Below are 26498 nucleotides of genomic sequence, written 5' to 3'. Positions count from 1 at the left end.
CTATTCTGTATGTCCCCCGGCAAAAAGTCCGGCATAATTTCCTCTTTGGAGAAGACGGGAAAATTCCGGGGCCGGCAAAGGTCTGCTGAAATAGTAGCCTTGGAGCTCGTCACACCGGCACCGGGTAAAATATTCCGATTCCTCGGCCGTTTCGACTCCCTCCGCCACGACGGTCATATTCATGCTGTGAGCCAGCTCGATGATCGCCTTGGCCACGGCGGCTTTTTTGGGCTCCCCGCCGATATCCCGGATGAAAGAGCGGTCCAGCTTCACATGTGAAATCGGCAGACGCTGAAGCTGGTTAAGGGAAGAGTATCCGGTCCCGAAATCGTCGATCGAAATATGGATGCCCCGCTCCCGGATCCGGCTTATGATACCGATGACCTGTTCGACATTCTCGATAAAGACTCCTTCCGTAATCTCCAGAGTCAGGTAGGATTCTTCCAGTCCCGATTCTTCCAGCGCGCCATGAATCATATCCAGCAGATTCGTCTGGGAAAAATGCAGGGGCGAAATGTTCACGGCAATCGGAACTTTGGGAAGCCCCTCATCCTGCCACGCTTTATTCTGACGACAGGCTTCCTTCAATACCCATTCGTCGATTTTGTAGATGATCCCCGATCTTTCGGCAAGTGGAATAAATTTATCGGGCGAAATGCGCCCCAGCTCGGGATGCTCCCAGCGCACCAACGCCTCGATTCCGCTTATTGCGCCGGTAACCGTATCGACCTTCGGCTGATAATGCAGAACAAGCTGATGGTTCGAAAGCGCTTCCTGAATACCGTTGTCGATCATCATTTCTTCGGAGAAACGGATCTTCAGCTCTTCTTCATAGAACTGATAGCTGTTGCTGCAGCCTACGGATTTGGCGAAATACATCGCCATATCCGCGTTTTTGACGATGGTCTCCATCGTGTCGCCGTCTCGCGGAAACATGCTGATGCCGATGCTGACCGAACTGTACAGAGGCGATTCCATCAGCCGGATGGGCTCTTCAAGGGCCGCAAACATGCTGTGCGCCACGGCTGCCGCTTTGGCGTCACCGGCATCTTCAATGACGATGACGAACTCGTCTCCGCCGATCCGGAACAGCTTGCACGATTCCTCAACGCTTCGGGTGAATCTCTCGGCGATCTCCTTGAGCAGCAGATCACCGATATCGTGGCCCAGCGTATCGTTAATTTGCTTGAAGCGGTTTAAATCGGCGAACATGACCGCCACTTGCTTCGGTGCTTGGGCCGCTTCCAAAAGCAGGCTCTGCAGGTAGGTTGTGAAATACAGGCGGTTGGGAAGCCCCGTGAGGATGTCGTAAAAAGCGAGCTGATGAAGCTTTTCCTCCGAAAGACGAAGCTTGTCCGTCTGCTCCTGCAGGCGCTGGTTCATGTCCTGGGCTTGGTGAAACATGCTCATCAGATTCAGCGACATCTGCCGGAAGTTATACGTCAGAGAGGTAATCTCCGAAACGCGGCTGCTCGGCCACTCGATTTCTTTCATCTGCTTCAATTTTTCCGGCAAGTCCGTTGTGGAGGTCGCCAGTTTGGACAGCCCGTGAACCAGAACACGGCTTAAATATAAGGCGGTGGCGGCTGCCGCAGCCGCGAATAAAAGCAGGTACCAGAGCTGCGACAAGTACTGGGCGAACACACTGACCTGATAATGGCGGATCGGAATGTCGATGTACACATGCAGGGGCATCCTGGCGACCGCATTGTCATAGATGTAGCTGCCCTCTCTCCACTGTTGGGCGGGCAAGGCCGCAGTCTCCCGGGCGGGCAGAACCTGGTAAAAGTTGTCGTCCAGTCCCACGACATTTTTGCCGCTTTTCCAGTCATAAATCTGGTTCAGCTTGTAGCTCTGACGATCGGCCGCCAAAACTTTATTGGACCTGTCCGTAATGACGATCCGGAACAACTGCTCCGAGGTGTATTTATTCACCAGTTCCTGCAGATAACCCACTTGTATCCGCCCCTTGAGCCTGATGCCGAGGATATCCTCGGCTTCCCATTGGTTCAGCTCCTGGTTGATGCTGTTGGCCGTGTTTACCGCAAGCTGCCTGGAGTTCTGGATGGACAATTTCTCGGAATACCAGCTGTTCATCACGATATAAAGGAGGGACGGAAGCGCCACGGCCATAATCGACAGGTGAAACAGGACCTTGCTGTAGGAATAGGTTCTCTCCCGCTCTTTGACGAGGCCGAACCAGTGAAAAAGAGGCAGGTACTTCAGCAAAATATCGACGATTAGCGCATTGAACAGCCCGTTCGAGAGCGCAATCAGGAGCATCAGAATCAGCTCGTCCGATAGAAATTTGTACAATCCGTAATAAATGACGAACATCAGCGGAAGCCCGATCAGCAGCCAGTAAATACTGTCCCAGACAAGCAGCCGCCCCGGTTTTTTCCGGTTAAGGAGTCCGACCCCGGCAATTTCAAGAAGGCCGATCCATTCGAATGCGGGATGATGTAGAAAAAAGAAGGAGAAAAGCTGGGTAATGACGCCGGCCAGGAGGCCCAGACGGACGCCGAACAACGATACGGCAAACAGGAGAAAGATGCTGGAAAACGAGAAGGCGATTCCGTAAATAAGATGAAGCTCGCTGGCTTCGAAAAGAAGCGCCAAAGCGATACAGAGCAGGTATCCCAGCGTAAGGCGGGCTTTATTTTGTAAAAGGGAATGAATAGTTTTCACACGCTGTCCTCCATTTCTGCCGAAAAGTACGAATGTGAGCACCGCCACATGTCCGAACTTACTTAATGGATACCGGCAAAAATAAAAGACCGCTTACAAAACAGCAGCCTCCACTTCCACTCATCCAACTTCGGTAACCCGGCTGTCTAGCTGCGCTTTAGACCCGTGGCTTTGCGTCCTATGCTTTCGCGATAGTTTGCCTTTATCGAGTTATTCAACTAAAGATTCGTTAGTTAATAATTTCGACGCCCTAGTTCTCTTTCCTCTTTTTAACAACAGTAAAATAGGGCAAAAGTCGCATTTTTTAAAAATCTTAATAATAGCCGGATGAATGAAGGAAGGGATTTCCAACGATTACCGCATTTTTCCGCTTGATCCCGAAAGTTTCACTTCGCGCCATTCGGTCGATAATCAGCCGGAAGCTTACCCTGCTCCCTCCCGCCGACTTTCCGTTTCATGCATAGTTTCGGCCCCCTCTGAAAATAATGGAAACAGTCTAACAAGAATAAGGAGGGATAGGGTCATGAAAGACGAGATCAACAACGGTACGGCCGCAACGGGAGCCGGCGGACCTGCCGACCAAAGACTCGCCGAAGGCGAGCAGGAAACGACGCTGACCGACCGGCAGGGTCATCCGATCACCGATAATCAGAATATCCGCACCATCGGAAACCGTGGTCCTTCTACCCTGGAAAATTACCATTTTCTCGAAAAGATTTCCCATTTCGACCGCGAGAAAATTCCCGAGCGCGTTGTACACGCCCGCGGCGCAGGCGCTCACGGCTATTTTGAGGCGTACGGTAAAGTCGGCGAAGAGCCGATCGCCAAGTATACCCGCGCCAAGCTTTTTCAGGAGGCCGGTAAAAAAACGCCGGTATTCGTCCGGTTCTCCACAGTCATACACGGTGTTCATTCGCCCGAAACACTCCGTGACCCGCGCGGCTTTGCCGTCAAATTTTATACGGAAGACGGGAACTGGGATCTTGTCGGGAACAATCTGAAAATCTTTTTTATCCGCGATCCGCTCAAGTTCCCGGACATGGTTCACGCCTTCCGCCCGGACCCGGTTTCAGGTGTTCAAAATATGGAGAGAATGTTCGATTTCCTCTCCAATTCCCCGGAAGCGACGCATATGGTGACGTTCTTGTTCTCTCCTTGGGGAATCCCGGCCAATTACAGGGAAATGCAGGGGTCCGGCGTCAATACGTACAAATGGGTCAACGCAAACGGCGAGGGAGTGCTGATCAAATACCACTGGGAACCGATTAAAAACGGCATCCGCAACCTGACCCAGAACGAAGCGAACGAAATACAAGGGAAAAACTACAGCCACGCTACCCAGGATTTGTACGAAGCGATCGAACGCGGCGACTATCCCGAGTGGGAACTCAGCGTTCAAATTCTGAGCGACGACGAGCACCCCGAGCTGGATTTCGACCCCCTTGATCCGACCAAGCTGTGGGATCACGAGAAATTTCCGTTCCTTCCGGTCGGCAAAATGGTCCTGAACAAAAACCCGGAGAACTACTTCGCCGAAGTCGAGCAGGCGTCCTTCGGTACGGGCGTTCTCGTGGACGGCCTGGATTTCTCGGACGACAAGCTTCTCCAGGGCCGCACCTTCTCCTACTCGGATACGCAGCGCCACCGGGTGGGAACCAACTACCTGCAGCTGCCGGTCAACGCTCCGAAAAAGCATGTCTCGACGAACCAGCGCGACGGCCAGATGACTTACTTCGTGGACCGGGCGCCCGGACAAAATCCTCACGTCAATTACGAGCCTTCTTCGCTCGGAGGACTGCAGGAAGCGCCGCCGCGCGGACGGGAACACGAGCCGGCGTACAACGCCAAGCTGGTCCGCGAGAAAATCGACCGACCGAACGATTTCGGACAGGCGGGCGACACGTACCGGAAGTTCGAGCCATGGGAGAAAGACGAGCTGATCTCCAATCTCGTCAACAACCTCAAGATTTGCAAGCCTGTCATCCGCGACAAGATGGTGGAGTATTTCACCCAGGCGGATGCGGAATACGGCCGCCGCGTAGCGGAGGGGCTGGACAAGGCGATTGCCTCGTCCGAACACAAGGGGACGGTGCAAAACCGGGAAGGCGCCGGGAAAGCGGAACAAGCCGGACGCAAAACGGACGGCTACTAAAAGCCGCCGGCACCCCGAAAACGGAGAACAGGGAACTGTTTTCCGTTTTTCCGTGTTCGCGTTTTTGCTGACAATTATGAATAGAAGCTTCTGATACCCGCCGCCTCAAAATATCCTATCACTTTCCATTCGCTATTTAAGAAGCTAAAATGTTTACTAAGTCCGGGATATCTTCTATAATAGATGCATGAATCCTCAAGTTACTCCTCAATAACGGTAGGAAAGGGCGCTCCCTTTTCTACCGTTGTTGATTGAACGCAGCCTTTTCTCCCAAAACTTTAGATAGACAGGTGGTACTGACCATGAACGATACGCAGCAGCCTTACCGCATTTTGCTTTACTATAAATTCGTCCCGATCGCAAATCCCGAAGAATTCGCGGCCGAGCACCGGGAATACTGCAAAAATCTCGGCCTGAAAGGCCGGATTCTGATTGCCGCCGAAGGCATCAACGGAACCGTATCCGGTACGGTTGAGCAGACGGAGCAGTATATGTCGGACATGCACGCCAACCCTCTTTTTGCCGATATGGTGTTCAAAACCGATCCGGCCGAAGAGCATGCATTCAAAAAAATGTTCGTCCGCTTCAAACAAGAGCTGGTCACTTTCCGTTACGACGAAGAGCTGGACCCAAATGTGATCAGCGGAAAAAGATTGTCTCCGGCCGAGTTCCACGAACAGCTTCAAAACGAAGACGTGATCGTTCTCGACGGACGCAGCAACTATGAGTACGATCTGGGCCACTTCCGCAACGCGATCCGGCCGGACGTGGAAGCGTTCCGCGAATTCCCGGAATGGATCCGGGAAAACATGGCCGATCTGAAGGACAAGACGATCCTGACGTATTGTACGGGCGGTATCCGGTGCGAGAAGCTGACCGGCTTCCTGATCAAGGAAGGCTTCAAAGATGTCGCGCAGCTCGAAGGCGGCATCGTCACTTACGGGAAGGATCCGGAAGTGAAAGGAAGACTTTTCGACGGCAAATGCTACGTCTTCGACGAACGGATTTCGGTGCCGATTAATCACACCGAAGAAGATATCGTCGTGGGTAAATGCCATCACTGCGGCAAGCCTGCCGACACGTTCATCAACTGTGCGAACGACTTCTGCCATCTCCAGCACATCTGCTGCCCGGAATGCGAAGAGAAGCACAGCGGCTGCTGCTCGGACAAATGCGAGGAGCTTGTTCTTTCCGCGCGTTAAGCAGCTTCGCTGGCGGCGCGCGCCTGCCTAAAGCGGCCGTGATCGTCCGCCGCCGAGAATCCCCGGACACTCTCCGATAAGGAGGGGCCGGGGATTCTTCTTTTTGCGGGAAAGAGCTGCGAAGTTCCGCTATAATGGAAGAAGAACATTCGAGGAGGAGACTTTATGCGCATTGGTATTATCGGGCTCGGCGACATCGCCCGCAAAGCTTACCTGCCGGTGATCACCGCAAGAAACGACGTGGAACTTATCTTCTGCACGCGAAATACCGCTACCCTGGAGCAGCTTGCCTCCGTTTACCGGATCAGCGAAACCGTTACGGAGGTCGGCGAGCTGATCAGCCGGGGCATTCGGGCGGCTTTCGTCCACTCTTCAACGGAATCCCACGCGGAAATCACGAAGCAGCTTCTGCAAAGCGGCATTCACGTCTATGTGGACAAGCCTATTGCCTATACATATGAGGAGTCCTTGGAGCTTACGGAGCTTGCCGAAAAAAACGGCCTCATTCTGATGGTCGGCTTTAACCGGCGTTTCGCTCCCCTCTACGTTTCCGCTAAAGAGAAATCATCACCGAACCTGATTCTGATGCAAAAAAACCGCCCCCACTCCCCCGACTTCGCGCGCCGGTTCATCCTCGACGATTTCATCCATGTCGTCGATACGCTGCGCTATCTTGTGCCGGGAGCCGTACGGGACATTAACGTCACGTCCCACCAGCAGGACGGCAAGCTGTACCATGTGATGCTTCAGCTCAGCGGCGACGGCTTCACGGCCGTCGGCATGATGAACCGGGACAGCGGCGGCAGCGAAGAAACCGTGGAAATGATCGGAGGCGGCCGCAAATGGTCGGTGAAGGATCTCAATACAGCTGTAGAACTGGCGGACGGCGGCGAGCGGCATTACAAATTCAACGATTGGGATCCCGTTCTGCACCGCCGGGGTTTTCATGCCATTATTGATCATTTTATCCAAACGGTAAAAGAGGGCGGTCAGCCTCTGCAGTCAACGCGGGATGCCCTGGAAACCCACCGCGTCTGCGAGGAGATTGTCAAGGAGCTTGAAAAACAGGGAGTATCCGCCTGGGGATAAGAGAGGCTTCATCTCCCGGCCGGTCGCCTGAAAGGCGATCTTTCAAAAGGAATGCCTATTCTCTTGCCCGCCGGCCGGCCCCATTCTTCCGTTTGAAAGAGCCTCTTTTCGCTTAAACTATGAAAGAGTGCTTCACGTTTCCGTGAGGTCCGCTCTTTCTTTTTGTTTTTTTGTCGCGTGTGCTTTTTTGCCCATCCATACCAGACCGGAGGTACCGATGAAAATCATCACGACCGCGCAGTGGGACGAAAAGCTTTGGCGGGAAGCGGAGCCCCTCTACAACGAGGCTTTTCCGGATCACGGAAGAAAGCCTATCCGGATCATCCGTCAGATGTTCCAAAGGAAGCTCTGTTTCCTGCATCTCGGGATTGTCGAAAATACGGCCGCCGTTATGGCGATTACCGGAGAACTGCCTTCGGTACGGGCGCTTCTGATCGACTACATCGCCGTCCGTCAAGATTGCCGCGGACAAGGCACCGGGCGTTTTTTTATAGAAGCGCTTAAAAATTGGACCCGAAGGGAACGCGGCCTCAGCGGCATACTGATCGAAGCGGAGGCGGGCGACGGACCCGGCCATCGGAGCCGGCGGCGTTTCTGGGAAGCGTGCGGGTTTCATTTGACGGACTACGTTCACGAATACAGCTGGGTGCCGGAGCGCTATCAGGCGATGTATGTGAATTTAAGCCCCGAAGGGAAGCTCGCGGACGACGGCCGGCTTCTTTTTGAATCGATCACCGATTTTCATAAAAGGTCCTATCAGCGCACATAGTCGAAGGGAGTCGGATTACCGCCCTCTTCTTCCTTTTCGCATCGTCCTACTTCTGCCGCATGGACAAATAAGCTCCCTTGCGCTATTTTTAAAGAAGCAGGCGACTTTTGGAAAAAAAGGAGTACGTATGGACCAACAACGGAAACCGAAAGTGTTTATCGGCTCTTCCAGGGAAGCGATTCCTATCGCGGAAGGTGTGCTGGAAAATCTCTCCCCGGCCGCTCAGGTGAACCCCTGGTTTGCCGGTGCCTTCAATCCCGGGCGGTATACCATGGAAGATTTGGATAAACAGGTGCAGAACAACGATTTCGCCCTTTTCATCTTATCGACGGACGACGTCGTTCAAATCCGCGGCAAGCAGTATGCCTCGGCCAGGGATAACACCATTTTTGAAATGGGGCTTTTTATGAGCCGCCTGGGCAGGGAACGCGTCTTTTTTCTTTTGCCGGATCATATTCCTGAAAGCGTTAACGAAACGGCCGTCGGCGGGCTGCGGACACCTTCGGACCTGTTCGGGGTCAATGCCCTTACGTTCGAAATCCGTTCCGAAGCCGATGAGTGGGTTCAAGCGACGGCCGCGGCTTGCAGCACCGTCAAAAGAAAGATGCGCGAATTAGGCTGTCTTTCGGAGCTGCCGACGATCAACCAGCTCGCACGCATTCTGCGTCTTTTTCGTACCCTGTTAAAGGGGGTTCCCTTCAAACCGGAGGAGGAAAATTCCCTCCAGACGCTAAGCGAGGGAATCCGGATCTCCTACACATGCCCGCCCCAGTTTACGGTTAAGGGCGTCACGATTCACAGCGCGGAGCAGGACGAGTGGATCAAGCAGGTCGCGGGCACCTCGAACATCGGCACGATGAACCGGACTTATCCCTTGACGGCCAATGAAAATCTGGGTCCCGAAGACAAGCGGATCCTCGTGGTGGACGCTCATTTGAACAACAGAGTCACGATGAATCTGCACTCTTCCTCCATTGAAAATGAATATTTGATATGTTATCCTTTAGCTAAGAAGTATGTGCTGACCGTGCATATGATCGGCCAGGACACATTGAGTTCGGAGCAGTTGAATAAGATAGCCGGCCTGAACGGGCAGCTGATCAGTTCGGTAAACGATTTGTTGGGAGGGGAATAAGATGAAACCGGTCAGAAACAGATCGAACAGCGGATTAAAGCGTCGTCGTTCCGCCAAATCTGCTGGCAAAGTCTTGGCCCAACGGGATTCCTCGGGTCCCATTTATTCCATCGGTCCTTCCGTAGACGGAAAAGAACAGTCTTTCCAGCTCGTTTTGGAGAAAGAAGCCGTGTACGAAACACCGGTCTATCTTCAAGGCTGACGCCCATACAGAATGATAACAACCCGCTTCCTTTCGCAAGAAAGGGGCGGGTTTTTGCTGTTCAGGCACCAAGGTATCCGTGTATCCGTATGTTCGGCTGCGTTAGGCGCGCAGTATGGAGGGCGAAAGCATGGAGAGATGGAGGGTTGGAGGACAGAGAGACGCGGGATGGGAGGACGCGCATTCCGATAGATCCGAGTTTGGATTAACGGAAGCGTAGCAGCCCGCTTTCCGCCCCCTCATCCGGTACTCTTTATTCCGCTAACTTGAATGAGCCCGGCGAATCCGTTTCAGTTGGTGGATATGACCCCATTCGTGAAAAGCGCTGAATTGCAGCCACTGGCAGGCATTCAGTTCCACGCCGAGGGGATGAAGGGACACCAGACGGTTCGTCTCTCTTGCGGCCAAAAGAGGCAAAAACGCTTTCAGGTTGCCGCGTACTTCCGCAAGCCGCTCCAGCCCGTCCTCATACGCCACTTTTCCGGTCGGAAATGCGGAAGGCGGAGACTTTTTCGGCGTGTCGAGGAGTCCTTTTTGCTCGAACAGCGCCGTGATATCCACCAGCTTCCGTTCCTCCGGCTCGGATGGCCGGACAGCTTCGCCGTTCAGCAGCCTCCCGATTTCGGCGATGACCTGCTCCTCCGCGATGCTCAGGTGTTCGACGATCTGAACCGGATTCCAGCCGCCCTCATACTCGGTCAGGTGCCGTTCCTCCGGTCCGAAAGCGTCCAGCGCCACCAGGAGCTCCCGTCTTTTTTTGTCCAGAAAGGGTTCCAGCTCGGAAAAAATCATACGTCTCGCCTCCTTGTGTATAAGCGTCCTTCTCACCCCATCATAGCGCGTTCCCGTGTTTCCTTCATCCTTAATTTAGGGACTCCCCCCGAAATGCCGGAGCCAGGCCGGTCCGGCTTCTACCGATATCCGGCCAAGCATCCTGTGCAGTCCACCGCAAAGCCTCAATGCATATAGGTATAGTGAGCCGAATCGTACTGCGGACCGGATTTCTCGTAGGTGAACCACAGCTCGACCTGCTGACCGGCTGCCAGCCCCTGGATGGTATGCGTCCAACTGCCGCTGTTGGCGGTCATCCGCACGTTTTGCTGGTTCGCTCCGTTCACCTTGTAGTGGATGTCTACATAGGCCGCAGACGTCTTCGGAGCGAATACGACCGTTTCCGACGCGCCCGACTTCGTAACCGTAGCGGTATAGTCCGAAGCGGTATAGGTCAGTACGTTGTCCGCTGCTGCGAACTGCAGCCAGTTCATGTTGAATTGCGGACCGCTGATCGCGACCCGCAGCGTCTGCGGGCCGGCTGCCAGCTGCACCTGGGCCGAGACCGTCGTCCAGGTCTGCCAGCCTCCGGTGTTCGGGACGTTCACCGTCGCCAGCGTATTGCTGCCGGAGCGGAGCTGGAACTGGCCGGTTCCGTTCGGACTGGCCACCCGAGCCTGCAGCGTGTAGGTTCCGGCCTTCGCGACATTGACGCGGTAGTCCATCCAGTCCCCCGTGTCCAGATAGCCGACATTGAGGCCGCCTCCCGTGTCCGTCGTCGTTTCCGTCTGGACGCCGTTCATTGAAGCGTAGCTTTCGGCTTCGATTTTGCCGGGAATCGGCGCAGACGATGGAGCCGGCGTTGGTGTTGGTGTTGGTGTTGGTGTTGGTGTTGGTGTTGGTGTTGGTGTCGGTGTTGGTGTTGGTGTCGGTGTTGGTGTCGGTGTTGGTGTCGGCGTCGGTGTTGGTGTTGGTGTCGGTGTTGGTGTCGAACCTCCGGCCCCTTCCGTGTTCGAACCGTTCGCAGGCACCGACATCGTCTTACCGTCGGAGAACGTGACCCTAATCGCAGAGCTGCCCGTGTTGTATGCCGTGTAGGTGCGGACGCCGTTCTTCACGAATACGGCGTAGAGCGGCGTATCGGCTGTCACGGTGCGGTCTTGGACACCCATTGCGTCCAGATTGTAGATCCAATGGTACGCAAACGCCTTGGAGTTCCCGGCTTCGGCCGAAAGCGCATTGCCGCGCGAGGACCAGAAGCTTTTCGCTTCAGCCGGATTCGATATCGCCCGGTACATGTAGACGAGATCTTCCCAAGCGTCGAAATTCGTGCCGCCGTTCTCGGATACCAGCGCGTTATAATTTTTGGCGGCATAGTCGGGGTACTGCGTCAGGTAAAGCGAAGCTCCCGTGAAAGGCAGCCAGTTGATGCCGTGGACCTCTTCCGGATTGCCGGTCCACCAGGTTCCGTCGCCGACGGTTTTGCCGCCCCAGACCATACTCGCCGTCGACCGGGTGAAACCTGCGGGACGGTTTGCGTCCGTCACGTCGAACCAGTATTCGTTGATCGCGTTCATCTCGGTCGTGTACAGAGAGATGCCCGTGTCGCGGATCGCGGTGTCGCCCGTCGCCTGTCCCCACAGAATCATGCCCGCCCAGGCGTTCATGCCTTCGGAAGACGATTCGTTGTTGTTGCCGTCTCCGAACCGAGCATGCCCCGAAGCCCATGAGTGGCCGGCATACGGGTCAAAGTTGCGAAGGTAAGGGAACATCGTGTCCGTGCGGCTGCTGCCGGCGATGTCGCGGATCAGCAAATTCACCATCGGCCCCCAGGCGGAAGCCCAAGCTTTGTCCACACGTGCGACCTCCGCGGCAGCCTTGATGAAATAGCCGTAGTGGAAATGGTGGTCGTTCAGCTCGTTGTTGGAGCCGTAACTGGCCGGGTAGCCGATCACGGTGCCCCAGTTGCGGTTGTAGTAAAACACGTTGCCGCTCTTAAGATTACCGCTACCGTCGCTCGCCTTGAACCAGTTCTGCAGGATGCTCTTGATCTCGCTGCGGAACTTGTTCGCCGCCGTCGTATCGCCGATCTGGTCGGCGATCGGAGCCAGCGAGGCGAGTTTGCCGAGGCGCTTGCCGATCCAGTAGGTGTCGCCGTCTCCGGTGTACGTTTCGGCCTCCGCCTGGTCGATGTACTGCTGCAGCTGCCCGCGGTCGTAGGAGCCCTTGTCCGGCAGCGCCGGGAGGACGCCGTTAAACTTCATGCGGGTCTGGAAGGAACCTCCTTCGCCCGTCTTCATCAGGCCGCGCACCGAGCCGTACGTATAGGACAGAAGCGGCGTCGGGCTGTTCTTCCATTGATGCGGATACAGGGCGAAAATCGTACCGCTTTGCGAGCCCTGCTTAGCCTGCGTCGTGAAAGTGAAAGTCGATGTCACTTCACTTGCGGCGGAATTGTAGCTGTAGGACACCTGCGTGCCGGTGACATGAGAGTAAGCGTACTGAGCGAACTTGTTCAGCGTCGACTGGCTTGGGTCCGGCAAGACCGCGACGGAAAAGTACGAGCTGCCGTTGTTCGTCAGCGTGCCGCTGCCGATCCCGCTCCATGTGCTGCCGTTCGCCCCGAACAAACCGTAGTGAGCGCCCGCGACCGTAATGCCGAGCACCGGCGTGCTCGCGCTTCCGGACCATACGGCAGGCGCGTCGTAGAAGCTCAGCTTGGGATTTCCGCCCGCATAAGTGAAGTAGACGTACGGCGAACCATGCCCGTAGCTGACGTTCATCTCGCTGGCGCCGCTCTTGTACTGCGACTTCACAAACCAGTCGCTGTAACCGTCCACCTTCGCGTCGGGAAAAGCGGCCACGCCCGTGTGGCCGACTGTGAAGTCGTGAATGTCGTTGATCCAGCCGCAGACGCAGCTGGAATTCGCCGTGATCCGGTTGCCCGGATAATAAATGCGGATGCCGCCGGAGCCGTTTTTCATCGCCAGCGGATGCGGATATTGGGCTTCCGAGAAGGTGTCCCAGGCGAGGTTGCTCCACCAGTCGTTGGTCGGCATCGCTCCGGTGACGTTCGCGGTCTTGTAGATCATGCTCTGTGTATCGACGGAGCCCGGAGGCAGCACGGTCGAGTAAGAACCGGAACCCAGAGCGACCTCGCCGCTAAAAGCGGAAGTGCCTCGTTCGGGAAGCAAGGAAACGAGCAGGACCAGTGCAAGCAGACCGGCAAAAAGTTTTTTCATTTCATTCCTCCTTAAAAGTTAAGTCATTGGGAAACGCTTTCATTTTATCGGAATTCGAACCCCTCCTCCCTTTCCTTTTAGGATGAACGGACGAAGCCCGTACGTCTTTATCGTATCAGCCTACCGGAGGCCTCGAACAGGCGCCTCATTTCGGATCGGTTCCCTTTTTTTCTCCTTCCCCTTCAACGAAATAAAAGAAAAACGCAGCCCCGGTGGACTGCGCTTACAGTAGTACGCTGGTACGATTAACGGAAAAGCGGTTTTTTCCTTTTAAGCCTCTGAACCGCCGGACACCTCAGCATGCAGCCATAGTCATCCGGCAACACTGCCATACTGCGGCCATCCCCCGAAGCTACTCCTTCATATTTTGAAGCAGTTGAACCCGGTAAGCTTCGCTCTCCAGCCCCTGAATCTCTTTATATTCCTCTTCCGTCAGTCGTCTGGGCTCTCCGACCGATTTGGCGATCATATAAATTTTCGCGCTCTCTTCCATCACTTCGGTCCGGTAGTACGCTTCCCGGAGATTTTTGCCCGTGGTCACCAGACCGTGATTTTTAAGCAGCATGGAGCTGTAACGGTCCGCCTTCTCCGCCACCAGATGAGCGAGTTTGTCCGTCGTCGGCACGACATAAGGGACAAACGCGACATCCCCTACAAGTGCCGCCTGATCCGGAAAAAGCATGGGCAGCTCATCGTCCACAAGCGTCAAGGCAATGCAGTAGGCGGGATGCGTGTGCACGATAGCCTGGAGCAGGGGGTTTGCCCGGTAGCAGAACAGGTGCATCAGCACCTCGGATGAAGGGCGGAAGTCGGTATCCCCGATTTCACCGGTAGGAATGTGGACCGGCACCCACTGATGCGGCTCAATATCTTCCAGTGCAAATCCGCTGGGCGACAGGTACATAAATTCTCCCGACCTTGCGCTGATATTGCCTCCGGGGCCGACGACCAGACCTTTCGCTACGCTTTTGGCGGCGTACTTCGTTAATTCTTCTCTTAGTTTCCGTTCAGTCATTTCCGTTGACGCTCCTCTCGGAATGATGGGCGTTTGCGTTGATCTTCCTGTAACGCGCATAAGCTTCCTGCCACCGGCCGGTATCCTCGGGAGAATACACATCCGGCGGGAATGAGGCCAGCACGACCTGCCGCATTTCGTCCCGGGTATGAAGCTCGCCGCGGGCCTTCGCCTGCATCAGCAGGCTGCCGACGGCGGTCGCTTCGACCGGCCCCGCGATGACGCACCGGCCGGTGATATTCGCCGTAAGCTGGCAGAGCAGCCGGTTACGGATACCTCCGCCGACCATATGGACGGCGTCCAGCCTCCGGCCCAGCAGCTCCTCGATTTCGTGGAGGGTCTGGCTGAATTTCATCGCCAGGCTTTCCACGATGCAGCGGATCAGCTGCGCCTTCGTCTGCGGGACGGGCTGGCCGGTCTGCCGGCACCGGCTGCGGATGCGCTCCGGCATGTTCCCCGGCGCCAGGAACACGGGGTCTTCCGGATCGACGTAGGCCGCAGCCGCTTCTTCTCCCGCCGCCATCGCCTGCATGTCCCCGAAGGTAAGCGTCTCGCCTTCCAGCTCCCAATACCGGCGGCATTCCTGCAAAAGCCACAGGCCCATGATGTTCTTCTGCAGCCGGATGCGGCCGTCCGCTCCGCCTTCATTCGTGAAGGCGAGCTTCCGGCTCTGTTCGGTGATGACGGGCCGCTCCGTCTCCACCCCCATCAGCGACCAGGTGCCGCAGCTGATAAACGCATAGCTGCCGCCGGCTTGCGCGGGGACGGATACTACGGCCGAGGCCGTATCATGGGAAGCCGCCGCCACGACCGGGAAGCTGCTCATCTGCAGCTCTTCGGCTAATGCGGCGCGCAGACTGCCGGTGGCGGTTCCCGGCATCACGATGGAAGGGAACATCGCCCGCGGATGCGGAAGCAGGGCAAGCACTTCTTCATCCCAGCCGCGCAGCTGCGGGTCGAGCAGACCGGACGTGCTGGCGATGGTGTATTCCGCCGAAATTTCTCCGCATAGATAGTAGCGGAACAAGTCGGGCATAAACAGCATCCGCACATCTTCGCCGGCCCCGGAGGCCGCCTCCCTTTCCGCTTCGAGCTGAAACAGCGTGTTGATCGATTGGGTCTGGATGCCTGTGCGCCGGTACAATTTTTCTTCCGGTATCCGGTTCAGCACCCGCCGCATCGCGGGCTCGTTCCGTGAATCCCGGTAGTGGTAAGGATTCCCGAGCAGCCTGCCCCTGCCGTCCACAAGTCCGTAATCCACGCCCCACGTGTCCACGGCCAGCGAAGCGGGAGCCCCCGCCGTAAACGGCTTGCAGGCCCGGATGCCCTGGAGCATCTCGTGAAACAGCCGCAGAAAATCCCAGTGAAGACTGCCGCCCAGGCGGACGGGATCGTTGGAGAAGCGGTGGATTTCCTCGACGGCCAGACGCGATCCGTTGAAAGTGCCGAGCACCGTCCGCCCGCTGCTCGCTCCGAAGTCCACAGCCAGCATGTGAAGGCCGTTCTTTTCTACGCTCATGAAAAGTCCCTCTCCCTGTCCGGCTTTTTAGTTATACAAAGGGCCGAAGTTAGCGCACGCGCGGAAGTCCGCCGCTTCTTCATCCCGGGTCCCGAACGAACTCCATACGCGCGGCCGGAATATATTTTTCTCATCGACATTGTGCATGGAAACGGGAATTCTCAGCATCGCCGCGAGCGTAATGAGATCGGCCCCGATGTGCCCGTAAGAGATGGAGCCGTGATTGGAGCCCCAGTTGTCCATCACCGAATACACGTCGCGGAACGAGCCCTCTCCCGTCAGGATCGGCGCGAACCAGGTCGTCGGCCATGTGGGATCGGTTCGCTTATCCAGCGCGTCGTGCACGTGGTCCGGCAGATCGACGGTGTACCCTTCGGCAAGCTGAAGCACTGGACCCAGGCCCTTCACCAGGTTGATCCGGGTCATCGTGACGGGCATCCCGCCCTTCGTCAGGAAGTCCGACGAGTAGCCGCCGCCCCGGAAATACTCCACGGCCGCGGGCCGCCAGGACGTTTCGCCGAGGCATTTGTCCACCTCTTCCTCCGTAATCTCCCAATAAGGCTTCATGGCGGGCGCGCCGTCCCGGGACTGCTGCCCCGTACCGTCCAGTGCCGCCGGGCCGGAATTGATGAGATGGAGAATCCCGTGCTCCGCGGCGCCTTCCAGCGTATAACCCGTCACCCGCTTCACCGATTCGGGGCTCCAGTACGTGCGGACGTCGGCGAAAATTTGGGCCGTGTGCGTCAGAAGGTATCCCATCAGCATCGCTACGCCGTTCAGGCTGTCGTTCTCGGTGGCCACAAGATAAGGCGCTCTTCTTCCGTTCCAATCGAAGGAGCTGTTCAGCATCGCTTCCATGAAATCCCCGTTCGGGAAGTGATCCGTCCAATGGCGCTGCCCCTGGAAGCCGGACAAAATCGCGTTATGCCCCAGCGCTTCCTCGCCGAAACCAAGTTCGGCCAGCTTCGGATTTCCGGTCATCAGGTCGCGGATGATCAGGGTCATTTTAACGACGGTTTCCCAGTCCTTGTCCTTACGTTCCCGGGACGTCTGAATGGCCGCAGGATTGTTGTCCGGGCCTTCCTTGCAGTTGTCCTTCACCCAGGCGAGTGCGTGCCCATACTCCTCCTTGTCGTAAATTTCTTCTTCCATCCGGCGGACAAGCTCCGACATATCCACGTATTCGTTGCGCATGCCGAGGTAATTCTGGAACAGCTCCTCGCTTACGATCGAACCCGCAATTCCCATAGAAACGGAGCCGACGGACAAGTAGGACGTTCCTTTCATCACCGCCACGGCCAGAGCCGCCCTTGCAAAACGGAGCAGCTTCTCCCGCACGTCATCTGGAATGCCGGCCGCGCCCGCGTCCTGCACATCCTTGCCGTAGATGCCGAATGCCGGAATCCCTTTCTGCGCATGGGCCGAAAGCACGGCGGCCAAATAAACGGCTCCCGGACGCTCCGTCCCGTTGAAGCCCCAGATGGCGTTCGGAATAGAGGCGTTCATATCCATCGTCTCGGTTCCGTAGCACCAGCACGGAGTCACGGTGACGGATACGCCCACGCCCGACCGGGCGAATTTGTCCGCAGCCGCAGCCGCTTCCGCTACGCCGCCGATACAAGTGTCGGCAATGACGCATTCCACCGGCGTTCCGTCAGGGTAGCGCAAATTGCCGCTGAGCAGGGCGGCGGCCGCCTTAGCCATGTTCATGGTCTGTTCTTCAAGCGATTCGCGCACCCCTTTACGGCGTCCGTCGATAGTCGGACGGATGCCGATTTTCGGGAATGGACGGCTCCATCTGTGTTCACGGTTGGTCATTTGATCTTCCTCCTTATAGAGTTATCGATAAACCTCATCGTATAAATAGACCTTCTACAGTCACGTAACGACGCCTTTCCTTAAAATAACGTTCGCATATAAAGCGCTTTCACTTGTGGCGACAATGGCGTAAGCTTCTTTGGCCCGTTTGTAGAAAGCGAATCGCTCCAACTGCCCCAACGGGACGCCGGGCAAATGCCTTCCGATCACTTCACCGTACGTCTCCCAAATGACCGGCTGAACCGGATCGCCCGGAACGACCGCCATAAGCTGAGCCGGCTGATCACCGTATGTATCGAGCGGAAACAAGGCAAGAACCGCTTCCAGAAGCTCGGGCACGCCGTGACCGTCGCAGCGGAGCAGGCGTTTGGCATGGCTCGCCGCCGGAAAGTTGCCGTCCCCCAGGACGATTTCGTCCCCATGGCCCATTTCCATCAGCACTTTCAGAAGTTCCGGCGAAAGAATGGAGGGAATTCCTTTCAGCATCAAGTCGTCTCCTCTCTCTGTTCCAGCTAGAGATAAAATTAGAGTTACCGATAACACAAAATTAACAGCTCCCTCTCTTGCTGTCAACGGTTTTCTTTTATACAATAAACTCACTCAAGCATGAAAAGGTGATAACGATTGATTACAATCTATGATATAGCCGAAAAAGCAAATGTCTCCGCCATGACCGTTTCCAGAGTTATCAATAACTCCGGAAGAATCAGCGAGGCGACCCGCAAGCGCGTTCGCAAGGTGATGGAAGAGCTGAATTATATCCCCAACTCCATGGCCCGCGGCCTCGTTCTGCAAAAAACGAAGCTGTTGTCGCTGCTGATTACGGATATTACGAATCCTTTCTACACCACGATTGCGCGGGGAGCCGAGGATACGGCGAAGCGGTCCGGCTACAAGCTTCTCTTCGGCAACAGCGACGAGGATTACGGCAAGGAAAAAGACTACGTGGAGATGATCCTCTCCACCCGGGTGGACGGCGTCCTGTTCGCTCCTACCGGAGACGCTTCTCTTGATCAGCTCCGGCAGCTTCAGAAGCACGGGATTCCGTTCGTGATTCTGGACCGTGAAGTGCCCGGGATCGAGACGGATGTCGTTCTCGGGGACAGCAAAGACGGGGCGAGAAAACTAGTCGAGCACCTGATCGGCCTCGGACACAAGCGCATCGCTCTGGTCAACGGCTCGCCCGATGTATCTACGGCCCGGCTCCGGTATACCGGCTACCGGGAAGCGCATCTGCTCGGCGGACTGCCCCTGGACGAGAGCCTGGTCGTGTCGCTGAACTACCGCGAGTTTCAGGACGAGGCCTCGCTGCAGGCGCTGCTCTCTCTTCCTTCCCCGCCGTCGGCGATTTTCGCGGCGAACAACCTGCTCGCCGTGGGGATTATCGGTGCACTCCGACAGAGAGGCTTATCCGTTCCGGAAGATGTGTCGGTTGTCTGCTTCGACGATTTAGGTCCCGCCGAGACCGTGAATCCTTTTCTGACCGTAGCCTCCCAGCCCGCGTATCAGTTCGGTGCCCTCGGCATGCAGCTTCTGATCGAACGGATCGAGAACGGCCCCGGTTCCGATAACCGCAAAATCATGCTGCCCTCCGAACTTCTCATCCGTTCCTCGACCCGCACATGGGACCGGTGAGCCGCCGGACGAACCTATAACAGCCGGATTTCTTCTTGGATATCTTTCCGCCGGTCCTCGATATACTGCTCGATCACTTCAGGCTCCGACCGGAACAGGGACAGACTTTGTTGACGGCCGGGGTCCTTGTATACATCCCGGGCAATGCGTTCGTGCATCTCATACACGACGGGCATGATGCGGTCCTTCGTAAACGCCGTGCCCGTAAGGTGTTTCAAAAGAGCCTTGTACCGCTGCCGAACCTCCTTGCTTTCCAGCACTTTTTCGGTCAAGTCGTTATACCCGGTGATCCTCACGAGATTACTGTTTACTCTTTTCCCGTAACAATTCCGCCCCCAAGTGCCTTCGTAATCCCACGGAATCATCCGGTACTTCCCGGTCGGTTTATGCTCGTAGATCGCATAGTTATGCTCGAAACCGTCATAATTCCCCGTCATCACGGCCCCGGCCAGCCATCGCAAGTAATTGTCGAGATCCACGTGCCTGCGCAGAAAAGCCTTCAGTCGGTCTCCTTTAAGCGCATGGATGGACTGGATGAACGCTTTCATCTTGTCCCGGTCCCGGCCCGTTCCGATCATGAGATCGTAGCCGGCGAACAAGGTCTTTTTACGCTTGCGGGTATCCGGATCTTTCAGTGAAAAATTCGCGCAGTCGTTGCTTGCATAGAGGAGAGACTTCATAACAATCCCCCTCCGCCGGAAAAAAGACCGCTTAACCGCCTCGATCAGCACATACACGCCTTCGTTTCTGCCGTTGATCGTCAGCACGACATGACGGGTGTGCGGACTCGGCACGCCGATCGTCCGGAAAAACCGGAACGACAACGCATTGCGGATCAGCGAAGGATCGTCGTATTCGGCATTCAGATGATAGGTCCTGCCCTTTATGCGGATTTCATACGATTTCTTCGCATATTCGCGGGTATGCCCGCCCCGGTATCCGATTCGGATAGGCACGCTGCCGCTCCCGTCCGACAGAAGCGCCGGCACGAACCGGCGGTTCCACACATTTTGCCTCAGTTTGCGGTCCCCATCGGTGCCGATTGTCAGTTGAAAATGAGGAAGCGACATCAGATTCCTCCGCCTTTCGCTATAAGAAAACAGCCTATCCGTCAAGATAGGCTGTTCTTGTTACGTTACCTTATGCGAAATGCAGGCGCCGCGGCACAATGCGGACCACCAAAGTTCAATCTAACGTTTTTTGGCCGGTTTCGTTGTGAATACGGGAGCGGCCAGGCGCGCGGGGAACCCTTGCGTCCGGCGGCCACCCGCACGGTTTCCTCCCGAATAGTTTCCTCCCGCACGGCTCCCTTCGGTACGGTTTCCTCTCGTACGACTGCCTTCGGTACGGATGCCTCGCGTACGGTTGCCTCCGGTATGCCTGTCCCCGGTGCGATCTTCCCTGGCGAATTCCCTCTCCAGTCGATCTGCAGGTGCGTCCCAGTGACTCGGCCAGATTCCTCCGGGAAGGTTTTGCGGATGCTGCAAGCCGAATTCGTCTCTCCGCCCTTCCGTCCGGTTACCCAGCGTACGGTTACCCAACGTGCGGTTTCCTTCCTTCCGGTTTCCATCGCTCCGGCTGCCTGCCGTACGATGACCTAAGGTCCGACTGCCACCTGTGCGGTTACCTAAAGTCCGATGATCTGCGGGACGGTTTCCTCTTGTCCGGTTGTCCCTTGCCCGATCTCCTGTTGTACGCCGGTCCAAACGATCTCCCTGAAAACCGGGAGGTTCTATTATACCTTCAACCGACTGAGCTCGTTCATCCTTTGCCCACCAACTTTCAAATAAATCGGGATACTCGCTCATTTGAACTACCCTCCATCTATCAAGATAGTATATACATATGAGCTAACATGCAGATCGGTATGGTCATTGGTGTACTCTTGTCTCGTTTTTAAAATATCCGTTTGCACAGGTATTCCCTTCACTCTAATATCGCAAAAAAACGCCCCAGCCCGGAATTCGGTCTGTGCGTCTTTTTTTCAGACATACGATTAGTTTAGGACCTTAGCCTTGTTCAAAAAGCCGGGACAACGGCAACGCCGTATTTGTCCTGGATAAATTTCTTCACTTCCGGGCCGGTAAGCGCCGCATCCAGCTTTTTGATTTCTTCCCGGCTCTCATCGCCTTTGCGGACTACGATCACATTCGCGTAAGGAGAGTTGGCATCCTCCCGGAATAAGGCCGATTTGGGATCAAGCTTGGCTTCGAGGACGAGATTGGTATTAATAATCGCACCGTCCAAATCCGGCAGAGCCCTCGGCAGAGTGGCGGAATCCGTTTCGAAAAACTTCAGGTTTTTCGGATTATCCACGATATCCTTCGGCGTAGCCTCGTAGGTGGTCAGCCCTTCCTTCAGCTTGATAAGCCCTTGCTGCTGCAGGAGGACCAGCGCCCGGTATTCATTGGAGGGATTGTTCGGAATGCCGATTTTCGCGCCTTCTTTGATCTCGTCCTTCGATTTCAGCTTGCTCGAATAAAATCCGATGGGTTCCACATGAACCTTGGCGGTCACCGCAAAGTCAAACCCTTTCTCTTTCTTGACCGAATCCAGGTACGGCACATGCTGAAAATAGTTCGCGTCGATCTGTTTGTCTTTCAAAGCCGGATTCAATTGGCCTTCGTCATCGAACACTTTAATGTCCAGGCTGATTCCCTGCTCTTTCAATTTCGGTTTTACGACTTCCAGAATCTCCGCATGCGGAACGGCCGCCGCTCCTACGGTAAGTTTCACCTCTTTGGCGGGTTCTTTGGACGCTCCCGGCGTACTGCCGGCTTTCTCCGAAGCGGCTACCTCTCCTTTGCCTTGGCTTCCGCATCCGGCAGCCGTCAACGTAACAGCCAGCAGAATGGCTGCAAGTGCGCTTAATCGTGTGGGTGTCATGAAACACGCCTTCTTTCTTCTATGTAATGGAAAAACAGATAAAACGGTCGGATCGTTTATTCAAGTTTGAAGCGTTTGCGGATGACCGATTTGGCGATGGAATCGCCGGACCACTGGATAATCTGGACAATCAGAATAATAAGAATAACGGTGGCAATCAGGATATCTTCCCGGAAGCGCTGGTAACCGAACCGGATGGCCAGGCTGCCGAGACCTCCCGCACCGATGGCGCCCGCTACCGCCGTAAATTCCGTGATCGCGATGACGCCGATCGTGACAGCCCGGATCAGGGCCGGAAGCGCCTCCGGTATCAGCACGCGGAAGATGATGGTCCAGGGCGAGGCGCCGACCGATTTGGCCGCTTCGATTTTGCCGGAGCTGACTTCTTTCAGCGAGTTTTCGATAATCCGTCCCAGAAAAGGAGCGGCTCCGATCGAGAGGGACACAATCGCCGCCGTCGGTCCCAGCGTCGTGCCGACAATGAGCCGGGCAAGCGGGAGAAGCAGCACGATCAGAATAATGAACGGCAGGGACCGTACCGCATTGATCGCGGTCCCGATTACTTTATTCAGCCTGGGGGCCGCAAGAATGCCGCCTTTTTCGGTAACTACCAGAGTGATGCCGAGCGCGCTGCCCAGCAGAAAAGCGAACAAGGAAGCCCAGACGACCATGAACAGCGTCTCCTGCAGTCCTTCGACCAGCAACCCGACCAAATCGTCTCTCATATGCCTGCCCCCGCTCCTTCCAGAACCGTCCGCTCCCTGCGGTAATGGTCGATAATACTGACGAATCTTCTTGCGGTATCGCTCTCCGGCTGGAGAAAGAACTTATCCACGGTTCCGGTCTCTACAATTCTACCTTTTTCTATGACCGCCATATTGCGGCAGATGTGCTGGAGGACGTCCAGCTCGTGCGTGATCAGCACAATCGTCAAATTCAGCTGGCGGTTAATGTCTTTGAGCAGCTCCAGCGTCGAATACGTCGTCTGCGGGTCGAGCGCCGAGGTCGCTTCATCGCTCAGAAGGACGTCCGGTTCGTTCACAAGCGCCCGGGCAATGCCGACCCGCTGCTTCTGGCCTCCGCTGAGCTGGGACGGGTAGACGTTTTCTTTGTCCCCCAGCTGCACCAGATCCAGAATCTCTCTTACTCTCTCGGCCAGCTGCGGTTTGGGAACTCCCGCCACTTTAAGAGGAAACGCCACGTTCTGGAACACGGTTTTGGAATCGAGCAGATTGAATTGCTGAAAAATCATGCCGATTTTACGGCGGGCCATCCGCAGCTCCTTCTCGTCCAGGTCGGTGATGCGCAGCCCTTCGATTTCCACCGTGCCCGAATCGGGCTCCTCCAGCCGGTTGAGGCAGCGGATTAATGTGGATTTCCCCGCCCCGCTAAATCCGATGATGCCGAAAATATCCCCCTTTTGTATGCGCAGATTGATGTTTTCCAGGGCCGTTACGGGGCCGCCGGCGCTTTTGTACGACTTGGTCAGATTTTCTACGAGAATCATGTGCTACACCTGCCCGGAAATTTTTTCAATAAAAAAAACCAAGCCCACCTTACCGGCCGTCCGGTAAAGAGCTTAGTTTCCAGCGATCTGGTCAACTAACGACTTATGAAGTTATTTCCGACTAAACCAATGTCTTTTGTTTAATTTATATCAGCTTTTCCCTCTTGTCAACCGCCTTTTGAGAATAAAAAACGAGGATTGACGGCTTCCGGCGCTTGATGTTAATGTTTAACATATTATTCCTATGAAAAAACTAGGTTATAAGGAGGAACCCCTTTGGCAGCCAACAGACAAATCAAGCTATCCGCCTACCTCGTGGGCACCGGAATGCATGTCGCCTCGTGGAAACATCCGAACGCGCAGCGAAGCGCCAGCATCTCCGTCGACTATTACAAAGCGCTCGCCCAAACGGCCGAACGCGGCAAGTTCGATATCGCTTTTATCGCGGACAGTCTCGCCATCAATGAGGATTCTCATCCGAATATCCTGAACCGTTTCGAGCCGGTTACCCTCATTACCGCGCTTGCGGGCGCCACGTCCAAGATCGGCGTCGTCGCCACCGCTTCCACGTCCTACATCGAGCCGTTCAATCTGGCGCGTTCCCTGCTGTCCGTCGATCAGATCAGCAAAGGCCGGGCGGGCTGGAATATCGTGACGACACGCGACCTGTCCGGCAGCACGGCCCGGAACTTCGGAGCGCAGGATCATCTGGAGCACGGCTTCCGTTACAAACGAGCGGAGGAATTCGTCGAGGTCGTGACGGGGCTCTGGGATTCGTGGGAGGACGATGCCTTCGTTCAGGACAAGGAAAGCGGTGTTTTCTTCCATCCGGATAAAATGCACCGCCTTAACCACCGGGGCGAATTCTTCTCCGTCGAGGGACCGCTGAATATCGCGCGTTCGCCTCAGGGGTATCCCGTGCTGGTGCAGGCGGGGACCTCGGAATCCGGCCAGCAGTTCGCCGCCAAGCGGGCGGAAGTGATTTTCTCCATCAAGTACAGCAAACAGGAGGCCCGGGAGTTTTACGACACGTTCAAAAGCAAAGTCGCCTCTTTCGGCCGGTCACCCGATGAGGTCGTCATTTTGCAGGGGATTTTTCCGGTAATCGGTCGAACGCAGGAAGAAGCGGACGAGAAATACAGGCAGCTTGAATCGTATATTTCCGAGGAAACGGGTTTCAGCTTCCTGAAAGACTATTTCCCCGGTGTCGATTTCACCGGCTTAACGCTGGAATCCCGAGCCGCCGACGCGGGTCTGGACCGCCTTCAACTAGACAAATCCGATTACCGGAAACACCAGCCCGTTATCGCCCGGGAGAATCCGACGCTTCGTGAAGTCTACTCGCTTCTTACGGGCTCCTTCAGCCGGGAAGACTGGGTCGGCACCCCGGAGAAAATTGCCGATACGCTCGAAGAGTGGTTTACGGAACGCGCAGCCGACGGCTTTATGCTGATGGCCCCGCTGCTGCCGGACGGACTTCACGATTTCGTGGAGGAAGTCGTCCCGCTTCTCCAGCAGCGCGGGCTGTTCCGCACGGAGTATGCGGGCGATACGCTCCGAGAGCACCTCGGACTGCGAGTGCCGGAGAACCGCTACGCCCGGGAGGTAGTATCCCGCCCGTAAACGGGCACTCGCGAGCGCGCCGGAAGGCGGCCGCTTGCTTCGTGGCGCGCTTTTGAAGCGGGTAAGCAACGCGCAAAAGCACAAAGAAAAGGAGCCCGGATTCCACGGGCTCCTTTTGGCGTATGCGGGCTCGCTGTCGCTACGGAGCCTGCATGCTGCGCACAATATTTCCCTGCGTGTCGACATTCGCTGCCGGTGCGTTCAGGCCTTATTTGCCGGCGAAACAGCGACTGCTAACGGCAAACGGAGGCACGGTTTCAAGCATCGTAAAGCCCCGTGCTTAAATAACGCTCCCCCGTATCGGGAGCGATGCAGAGCACCTTCTTCCCTCTCCCGAGCCTTTTGGCGATCCGGATTCCCGCCCATACGGCCGCTCCCGAGGAAGGCCCGAGAAGAAGCCCTTCCCGGCGGGCCAGCTCTCTGGCCGTCTCATGCGCGTCCTCGTCCCCGATCTGCAGCACCTCGTCGTAGAGCTGCGTGTTGAGGACCGGCGGAATAAAGCTGGGACTGATTCCGGGGATGCCGTGAGTCCCCGGCTCTCCGCCGGAGAGTAAGGGTGAACAGCGCGATTCGACGACATAAATGCGCAAATCCGGCAGTCTGGATTTAAGCGACTCCCCCGTGCCCGTTATCGTGCCTCCGGTGCCCGAGGCACACACGAATGCGTCCAATTTTCCCTGCATCTGCTCCCATATTTCCGAAGCGGTCGTAAACCGGTGAACGTCGGCGTTACCGGCATTCTCGAACTGGACGGGAACGAAGCTGCCGGGAATCCGCTTTTCCAGCTCCCTGGCTCTGCGGAGGCCGCCTTCGATCTTTTCTTCCGCCGGGTAGAGGACGACTTCCGCCCCATACGCTTGCAGAATTCCCGTACGTTCCGCCGACATGTTATCGGACATGATTACGATAAGCCTGTATCCCTTGACGGCCGCCACTAACGCCATGCCGATGCCCGTGTTTCCGCTGGTCACTTCGATGATCGTACCGCCCGGGAGCAGCCTGCCATCCCGTTCGGCCTGCCCGATCATATGCCGGGCCGCACGGTCTTTCACGCTTCCGCCGGGATTGAACGACTCCAGCTTGACGTAAAGCTCAACGTCGTTCAATCCCGACAGCCGCCGGATACGGACGACCGGAGTATCCCCGATCAGCTCCAGTACGCTGCCCGCCATTGCGGGAATGTTTCCGGCCTCTTCAACCTCTTCTCCGTCTCTTGCGGACATGAGATCCGCCTCCTCCCGGCTA

The 26498-nt window shown here is 56.1% G+C and carries 21 protein-coding genes and 1 riboswitch; of the genes, 8 read left to right on the top strand and 13 right to left on the bottom strand.

Translation table 11 applies throughout. The features are described 5' to 3' along the window. Positions 1 to 2688, bottom strand: a complete 2688-nt coding sequence (locus KVT34_RS16670) for an EAL domain-containing protein (RefSeq protein ID WP_217559946.1) — start codon at positions 2686 to 2688, stop codon at positions 1 to 3. Positions 2689 to 2817: 129 nt separating this feature from the next. Continuing rightward, positions 2818 to 2899, bottom strand: a riboswitch (cyclic di-GMP riboswitch). 312 nt (positions 2900 to 3211) lie between these two features. Here KVT34_RS16670 and KVT34_RS16665 point away from each other — a divergent pair. The 6 genes from KVT34_RS16665 to KVT34_RS16640 all read left to right on the top strand — a co-directional run bounded on the left by KVT34_RS16665 (position 3212) and on the right by KVT34_RS16640 (position 9237). After that, positions 3212 to 4840 (top strand): catalase, encoded by a 1629-nt coding sequence (locus tag KVT34_RS16665; RefSeq protein ID WP_217559945.1) that lies wholly within the window; start codon positions 3212 to 3214, stop codon positions 4838 to 4840. Positions 4841 to 5142: 302 nt separating this feature from the next. Continuing rightward, positions 5143 to 6042, top strand: a complete 900-nt coding sequence (gene trhO, locus KVT34_RS16660) for an oxygen-dependent tRNA uridine(34) hydroxylase TrhO (protein WP_217559944.1) — start codon at positions 5143 to 5145, stop codon at positions 6040 to 6042. 165 nt (positions 6043 to 6207) lie between these two features. Next, entirely contained in the window at positions 6208 to 7131 is a 924-nt protein-coding gene (locus KVT34_RS16655; RefSeq protein WP_217559943.1) for a Gfo/Idh/MocA family protein, read from the top strand. A gap of 217 nt (positions 7132 to 7348) precedes the next feature. Continuing rightward, positions 7349 to 7900, top strand: coding sequence for a GNAT family N-acetyltransferase (locus tag KVT34_RS16650; RefSeq protein WP_217559942.1), 552 nt, complete (start codon positions 7349 to 7351; stop codon positions 7898 to 7900). A 127-nt stretch (positions 7901 to 8027) separates the two neighbouring features. Continuing rightward, positions 8028 to 9035 carry a TIR domain-containing protein gene (locus tag KVT34_RS16645; RefSeq protein WP_217559941.1) on the top strand — a complete coding sequence of 336 codons (1008 nt, stop codon included), beginning with the start codon at positions 8028 to 8030 and terminating at the stop codon, positions 9033 to 9035. Position 9036: 1 nt separating this feature from the next. Continuing rightward, positions 9037 to 9237 (top strand): hypothetical protein, encoded by a 201-nt coding sequence (locus tag KVT34_RS16640; RefSeq protein ID WP_042231002.1) that lies wholly within the window; start codon positions 9037 to 9039, stop codon positions 9235 to 9237. A gap of 261 nt (positions 9238 to 9498) precedes the next feature. Here the strand turns inward: KVT34_RS16640 and KVT34_RS16635 are convergent, their stop codons facing one another. The 6 genes from KVT34_RS16635 to fucU all read right to left on the bottom strand — a co-directional run bounded on the left by KVT34_RS16635 (position 9499) and on the right by fucU (position 18088). Continuing rightward, positions 9499 to 10029, bottom strand: a complete 531-nt coding sequence (locus tag KVT34_RS16635; protein WP_217559940.1) for a DinB family protein — start codon at positions 10027 to 10029, stop codon at positions 9499 to 9501. 164 nt (positions 10030 to 10193) lie between these two features. After that, positions 10194 to 13250 (bottom strand): glycosyl hydrolase, encoded by a 3057-nt coding sequence (locus KVT34_RS16630; RefSeq protein ID WP_217559939.1) that lies wholly within the window; start codon positions 13248 to 13250, stop codon positions 10194 to 10196. A gap of 352 nt (positions 13251 to 13602) precedes the next feature. Next, positions 13603 to 14265 carry a class II aldolase/adducin family protein gene (locus KVT34_RS16625; RefSeq protein ID WP_217559938.1) on the bottom strand — a complete coding sequence of 221 codons (663 nt, stop codon included), beginning with the start codon at positions 14263 to 14265 and terminating at the stop codon, positions 13603 to 13605. Beyond that, the gene (locus KVT34_RS16620) at positions 14258 to 15784 is read right to left on the bottom strand and encodes a rhamnulokinase (protein ID WP_217559937.1); all 1527 of its coding nucleotides are present in this window, start codon (positions 15782 to 15784) and stop codon (positions 14258 to 14260) included. Before KVT34_RS16620 ends, KVT34_RS16625 begins: the two co-directional genes overlap by 8 nt. Positions 15785 to 15811: 27 nt before the next feature. Further along, a complete protein-coding gene (locus KVT34_RS16615) occupies positions 15812 to 17602 on the bottom strand; it encodes an L-fucose isomerase (RefSeq protein WP_217559935.1) in 1791 nt (596 codons plus the stop codon). A gap of 60 nt (positions 17603 to 17662) precedes the next feature. Further along, positions 17663 to 18088, bottom strand: coding sequence for an L-fucose mutarotase (gene fucU, locus KVT34_RS16610; RefSeq protein ID WP_217559934.1), 426 nt, complete (start codon positions 18086 to 18088; stop codon positions 17663 to 17665). A gap of 138 nt (positions 18089 to 18226) precedes the next feature. Here fucU and KVT34_RS16605 point away from each other — a divergent pair, with 138 nt between their 5' ends. Continuing rightward, positions 18227 to 19237 (top strand): LacI family DNA-binding transcriptional regulator, encoded by a 1011-nt coding sequence (locus KVT34_RS16605; RefSeq protein ID WP_217559933.1) that lies wholly within the window; start codon positions 18227 to 18229, stop codon positions 19235 to 19237. Between the two features lie 14 nt (positions 19238 to 19251). Here KVT34_RS16605 and KVT34_RS16600 read toward each other — a convergent pair whose 3' ends face one another. From KVT34_RS16600 to KVT34_RS16580, 5 genes are all read right to left on the bottom strand, one after another. Further along, on the bottom strand, positions 19252 to 20307 hold the full coding sequence (locus KVT34_RS16600) for a CotH kinase family protein (protein WP_217559932.1): 1056 nt from the start codon (positions 20305 to 20307) through the stop codon (positions 19252 to 19254). 120 nt (positions 20308 to 20427) lie between these two features. Further along, positions 20428 to 20778 carry a c2 calcium-dependent domain-containing protein 4C-like protein gene (locus tag KVT34_RS16595; RefSeq protein ID WP_217559931.1) on the bottom strand — a complete coding sequence of 117 codons (351 nt, stop codon included), beginning with the start codon at positions 20776 to 20778 and terminating at the stop codon, positions 20428 to 20430. A gap of 478 nt (positions 20779 to 21256) precedes the next feature. After that, positions 21257 to 22123, bottom strand: a complete 867-nt coding sequence (locus KVT34_RS16590; protein ID WP_217559930.1) for a MetQ/NlpA family ABC transporter substrate-binding protein — start codon at positions 22121 to 22123, stop codon at positions 21257 to 21259. A 56-nt stretch (positions 22124 to 22179) separates the two neighbouring features. Then, positions 22180 to 22848, bottom strand: coding sequence for a methionine ABC transporter permease (locus KVT34_RS16585; protein ID WP_217559929.1), 669 nt, complete (start codon positions 22846 to 22848; stop codon positions 22180 to 22182). Further along, positions 22845 to 23630, bottom strand: coding sequence for a methionine ABC transporter ATP-binding protein (locus KVT34_RS16580; RefSeq protein ID WP_042231015.1), 786 nt, complete (start codon positions 23628 to 23630; stop codon positions 22845 to 22847). Before KVT34_RS16580 ends, KVT34_RS16585 begins: the two co-directional genes overlap by 4 nt. Positions 23631 to 23906: 276 nt before the next feature. On the opposite strand from KVT34_RS16580, the gene KVT34_RS16575 reads away from it, so the two are divergent. After that, on the top strand, positions 23907 to 25253 hold the full coding sequence (locus tag KVT34_RS16575) for an LLM class flavin-dependent oxidoreductase (protein ID WP_217559928.1): 1347 nt from the start codon (positions 23907 to 23909) through the stop codon (positions 25251 to 25253). Positions 25254 to 25510: 257 nt separating this feature from the next. On the opposite strand, the gene cysK is transcribed toward KVT34_RS16575, so the two are convergent. Then, complete coding sequence (gene cysK, locus KVT34_RS16570) at positions 25511 to 26476, bottom strand: cysteine synthase A (RefSeq protein ID WP_217559926.1); 966 nt, start codon at positions 26474 to 26476, stop codon at positions 25511 to 25513. Between the last annotated feature and the right edge of the window lie 22 nt (positions 26477 to 26498).

The sequence above is a fragment of the Paenibacillus sp. GbtcB18 genome (genome assembly GCF_019091125.1).
GTDB classification, from domain to species: Bacteria; Bacillota; Bacilli; order Paenibacillales; family NBRC-103111; genus Paenibacillus_F; species Paenibacillus_F chitinolyticus.
This window is presented reverse-complemented; position numbering and strand designations above follow the sequence as displayed.

What these genes read in the sequence shown, in the direction of transcription:
- KVT34_RS16655 (WP_217559943.1), top strand. Translation starts at nt 6,208, where the DNA reads ATGCGCATTGGTATTATCGGGCTCGGCGACATCGCCCGCAAAGCTTAC.
- KVT34_RS16635 (WP_217559940.1), bottom strand. Translation starts at nt 10,029, where the DNA reads ATGATTTTTTCCGAGCTGGAACCCTTTCTGGACAAAAAAAGACGGGAG.
- KVT34_RS16600 (WP_217559932.1), bottom strand. Translation starts at nt 20,307, where the DNA reads ATGTCGCTTCCTCATTTTCAACTGACAATCGGCACCGATGGGGACCGC.
- KVT34_RS16650 (WP_217559942.1), top strand. Translation starts at nt 7,349, where the DNA reads ATGAAAATCATCACGACCGCGCAGTGGGACGAAAAGCTTTGGCGGGAA.
- KVT34_RS16585 (WP_217559929.1), bottom strand. Translation starts at nt 22,848, where the DNA reads ATGAGAGACGATTTGGTCGGGTTGCTGGTCGAAGGACTGCAGGAGACG.
- fucU (WP_217559934.1), bottom strand. Translation starts at nt 18,088, where the DNA reads ATGCTGAAAGGAATTCCCTCCATTCTTTCGCCGGAACTTCTGAAAGTG.
- KVT34_RS16590 (WP_217559930.1), bottom strand. Translation starts at nt 22,123, where the DNA reads ATGACACCCACACGATTAAGCGCACTTGCAGCCATTCTGCTGGCTGTT.
- KVT34_RS16580 (WP_042231015.1), bottom strand. Translation starts at nt 23,630, where the DNA reads ATGATTCTCGTAGAAAATCTGACCAAGTCGTACAAAAGCGCCGGCGGC.
- KVT34_RS16615 (WP_217559935.1), bottom strand. Translation starts at nt 17,602, where the DNA reads ATGACCAACCGTGAACACAGATGGAGCCGTCCATTCCCGAAAATCGGC.
- KVT34_RS16620 (WP_217559937.1), bottom strand. Translation starts at nt 15,784, where the DNA reads ATGAGCGTAGAAAAGAACGGCCTTCACATGCTGGCTGTGGACTTCGGA.
- cysK (WP_217559926.1), bottom strand. Translation starts at nt 26,476, where the DNA reads ATGTCCGCAAGAGACGGAGAAGAGGTTGAAGAGGCCGGAAACATTCCC.
- KVT34_RS16665 (WP_217559945.1), top strand. Translation starts at nt 3,212, where the DNA reads ATGAAAGACGAGATCAACAACGGTACGGCCGCAACGGGAGCCGGCGGA.
- trhO (WP_217559944.1), top strand. Translation starts at nt 5,143, where the DNA reads ATGAACGATACGCAGCAGCCTTACCGCATTTTGCTTTACTATAAATTC.
- KVT34_RS16625 (WP_217559938.1), bottom strand. Translation starts at nt 14,265, where the DNA reads ATGACTGAACGGAAACTAAGAGAAGAATTAACGAAGTACGCCGCCAAA.
- KVT34_RS16645 (WP_217559941.1), top strand. Translation starts at nt 8,028, where the DNA reads ATGGACCAACAACGGAAACCGAAAGTGTTTATCGGCTCTTCCAGGGAA.
- KVT34_RS16640 (WP_042231002.1), top strand. Translation starts at nt 9,037, where the DNA reads ATGAAACCGGTCAGAAACAGATCGAACAGCGGATTAAAGCGTCGTCGT.
- KVT34_RS16630 (WP_217559939.1), bottom strand. Translation starts at nt 13,250, where the DNA reads ATGAAAAAACTTTTTGCCGGTCTGCTTGCACTGGTCCTGCTCGTTTCC.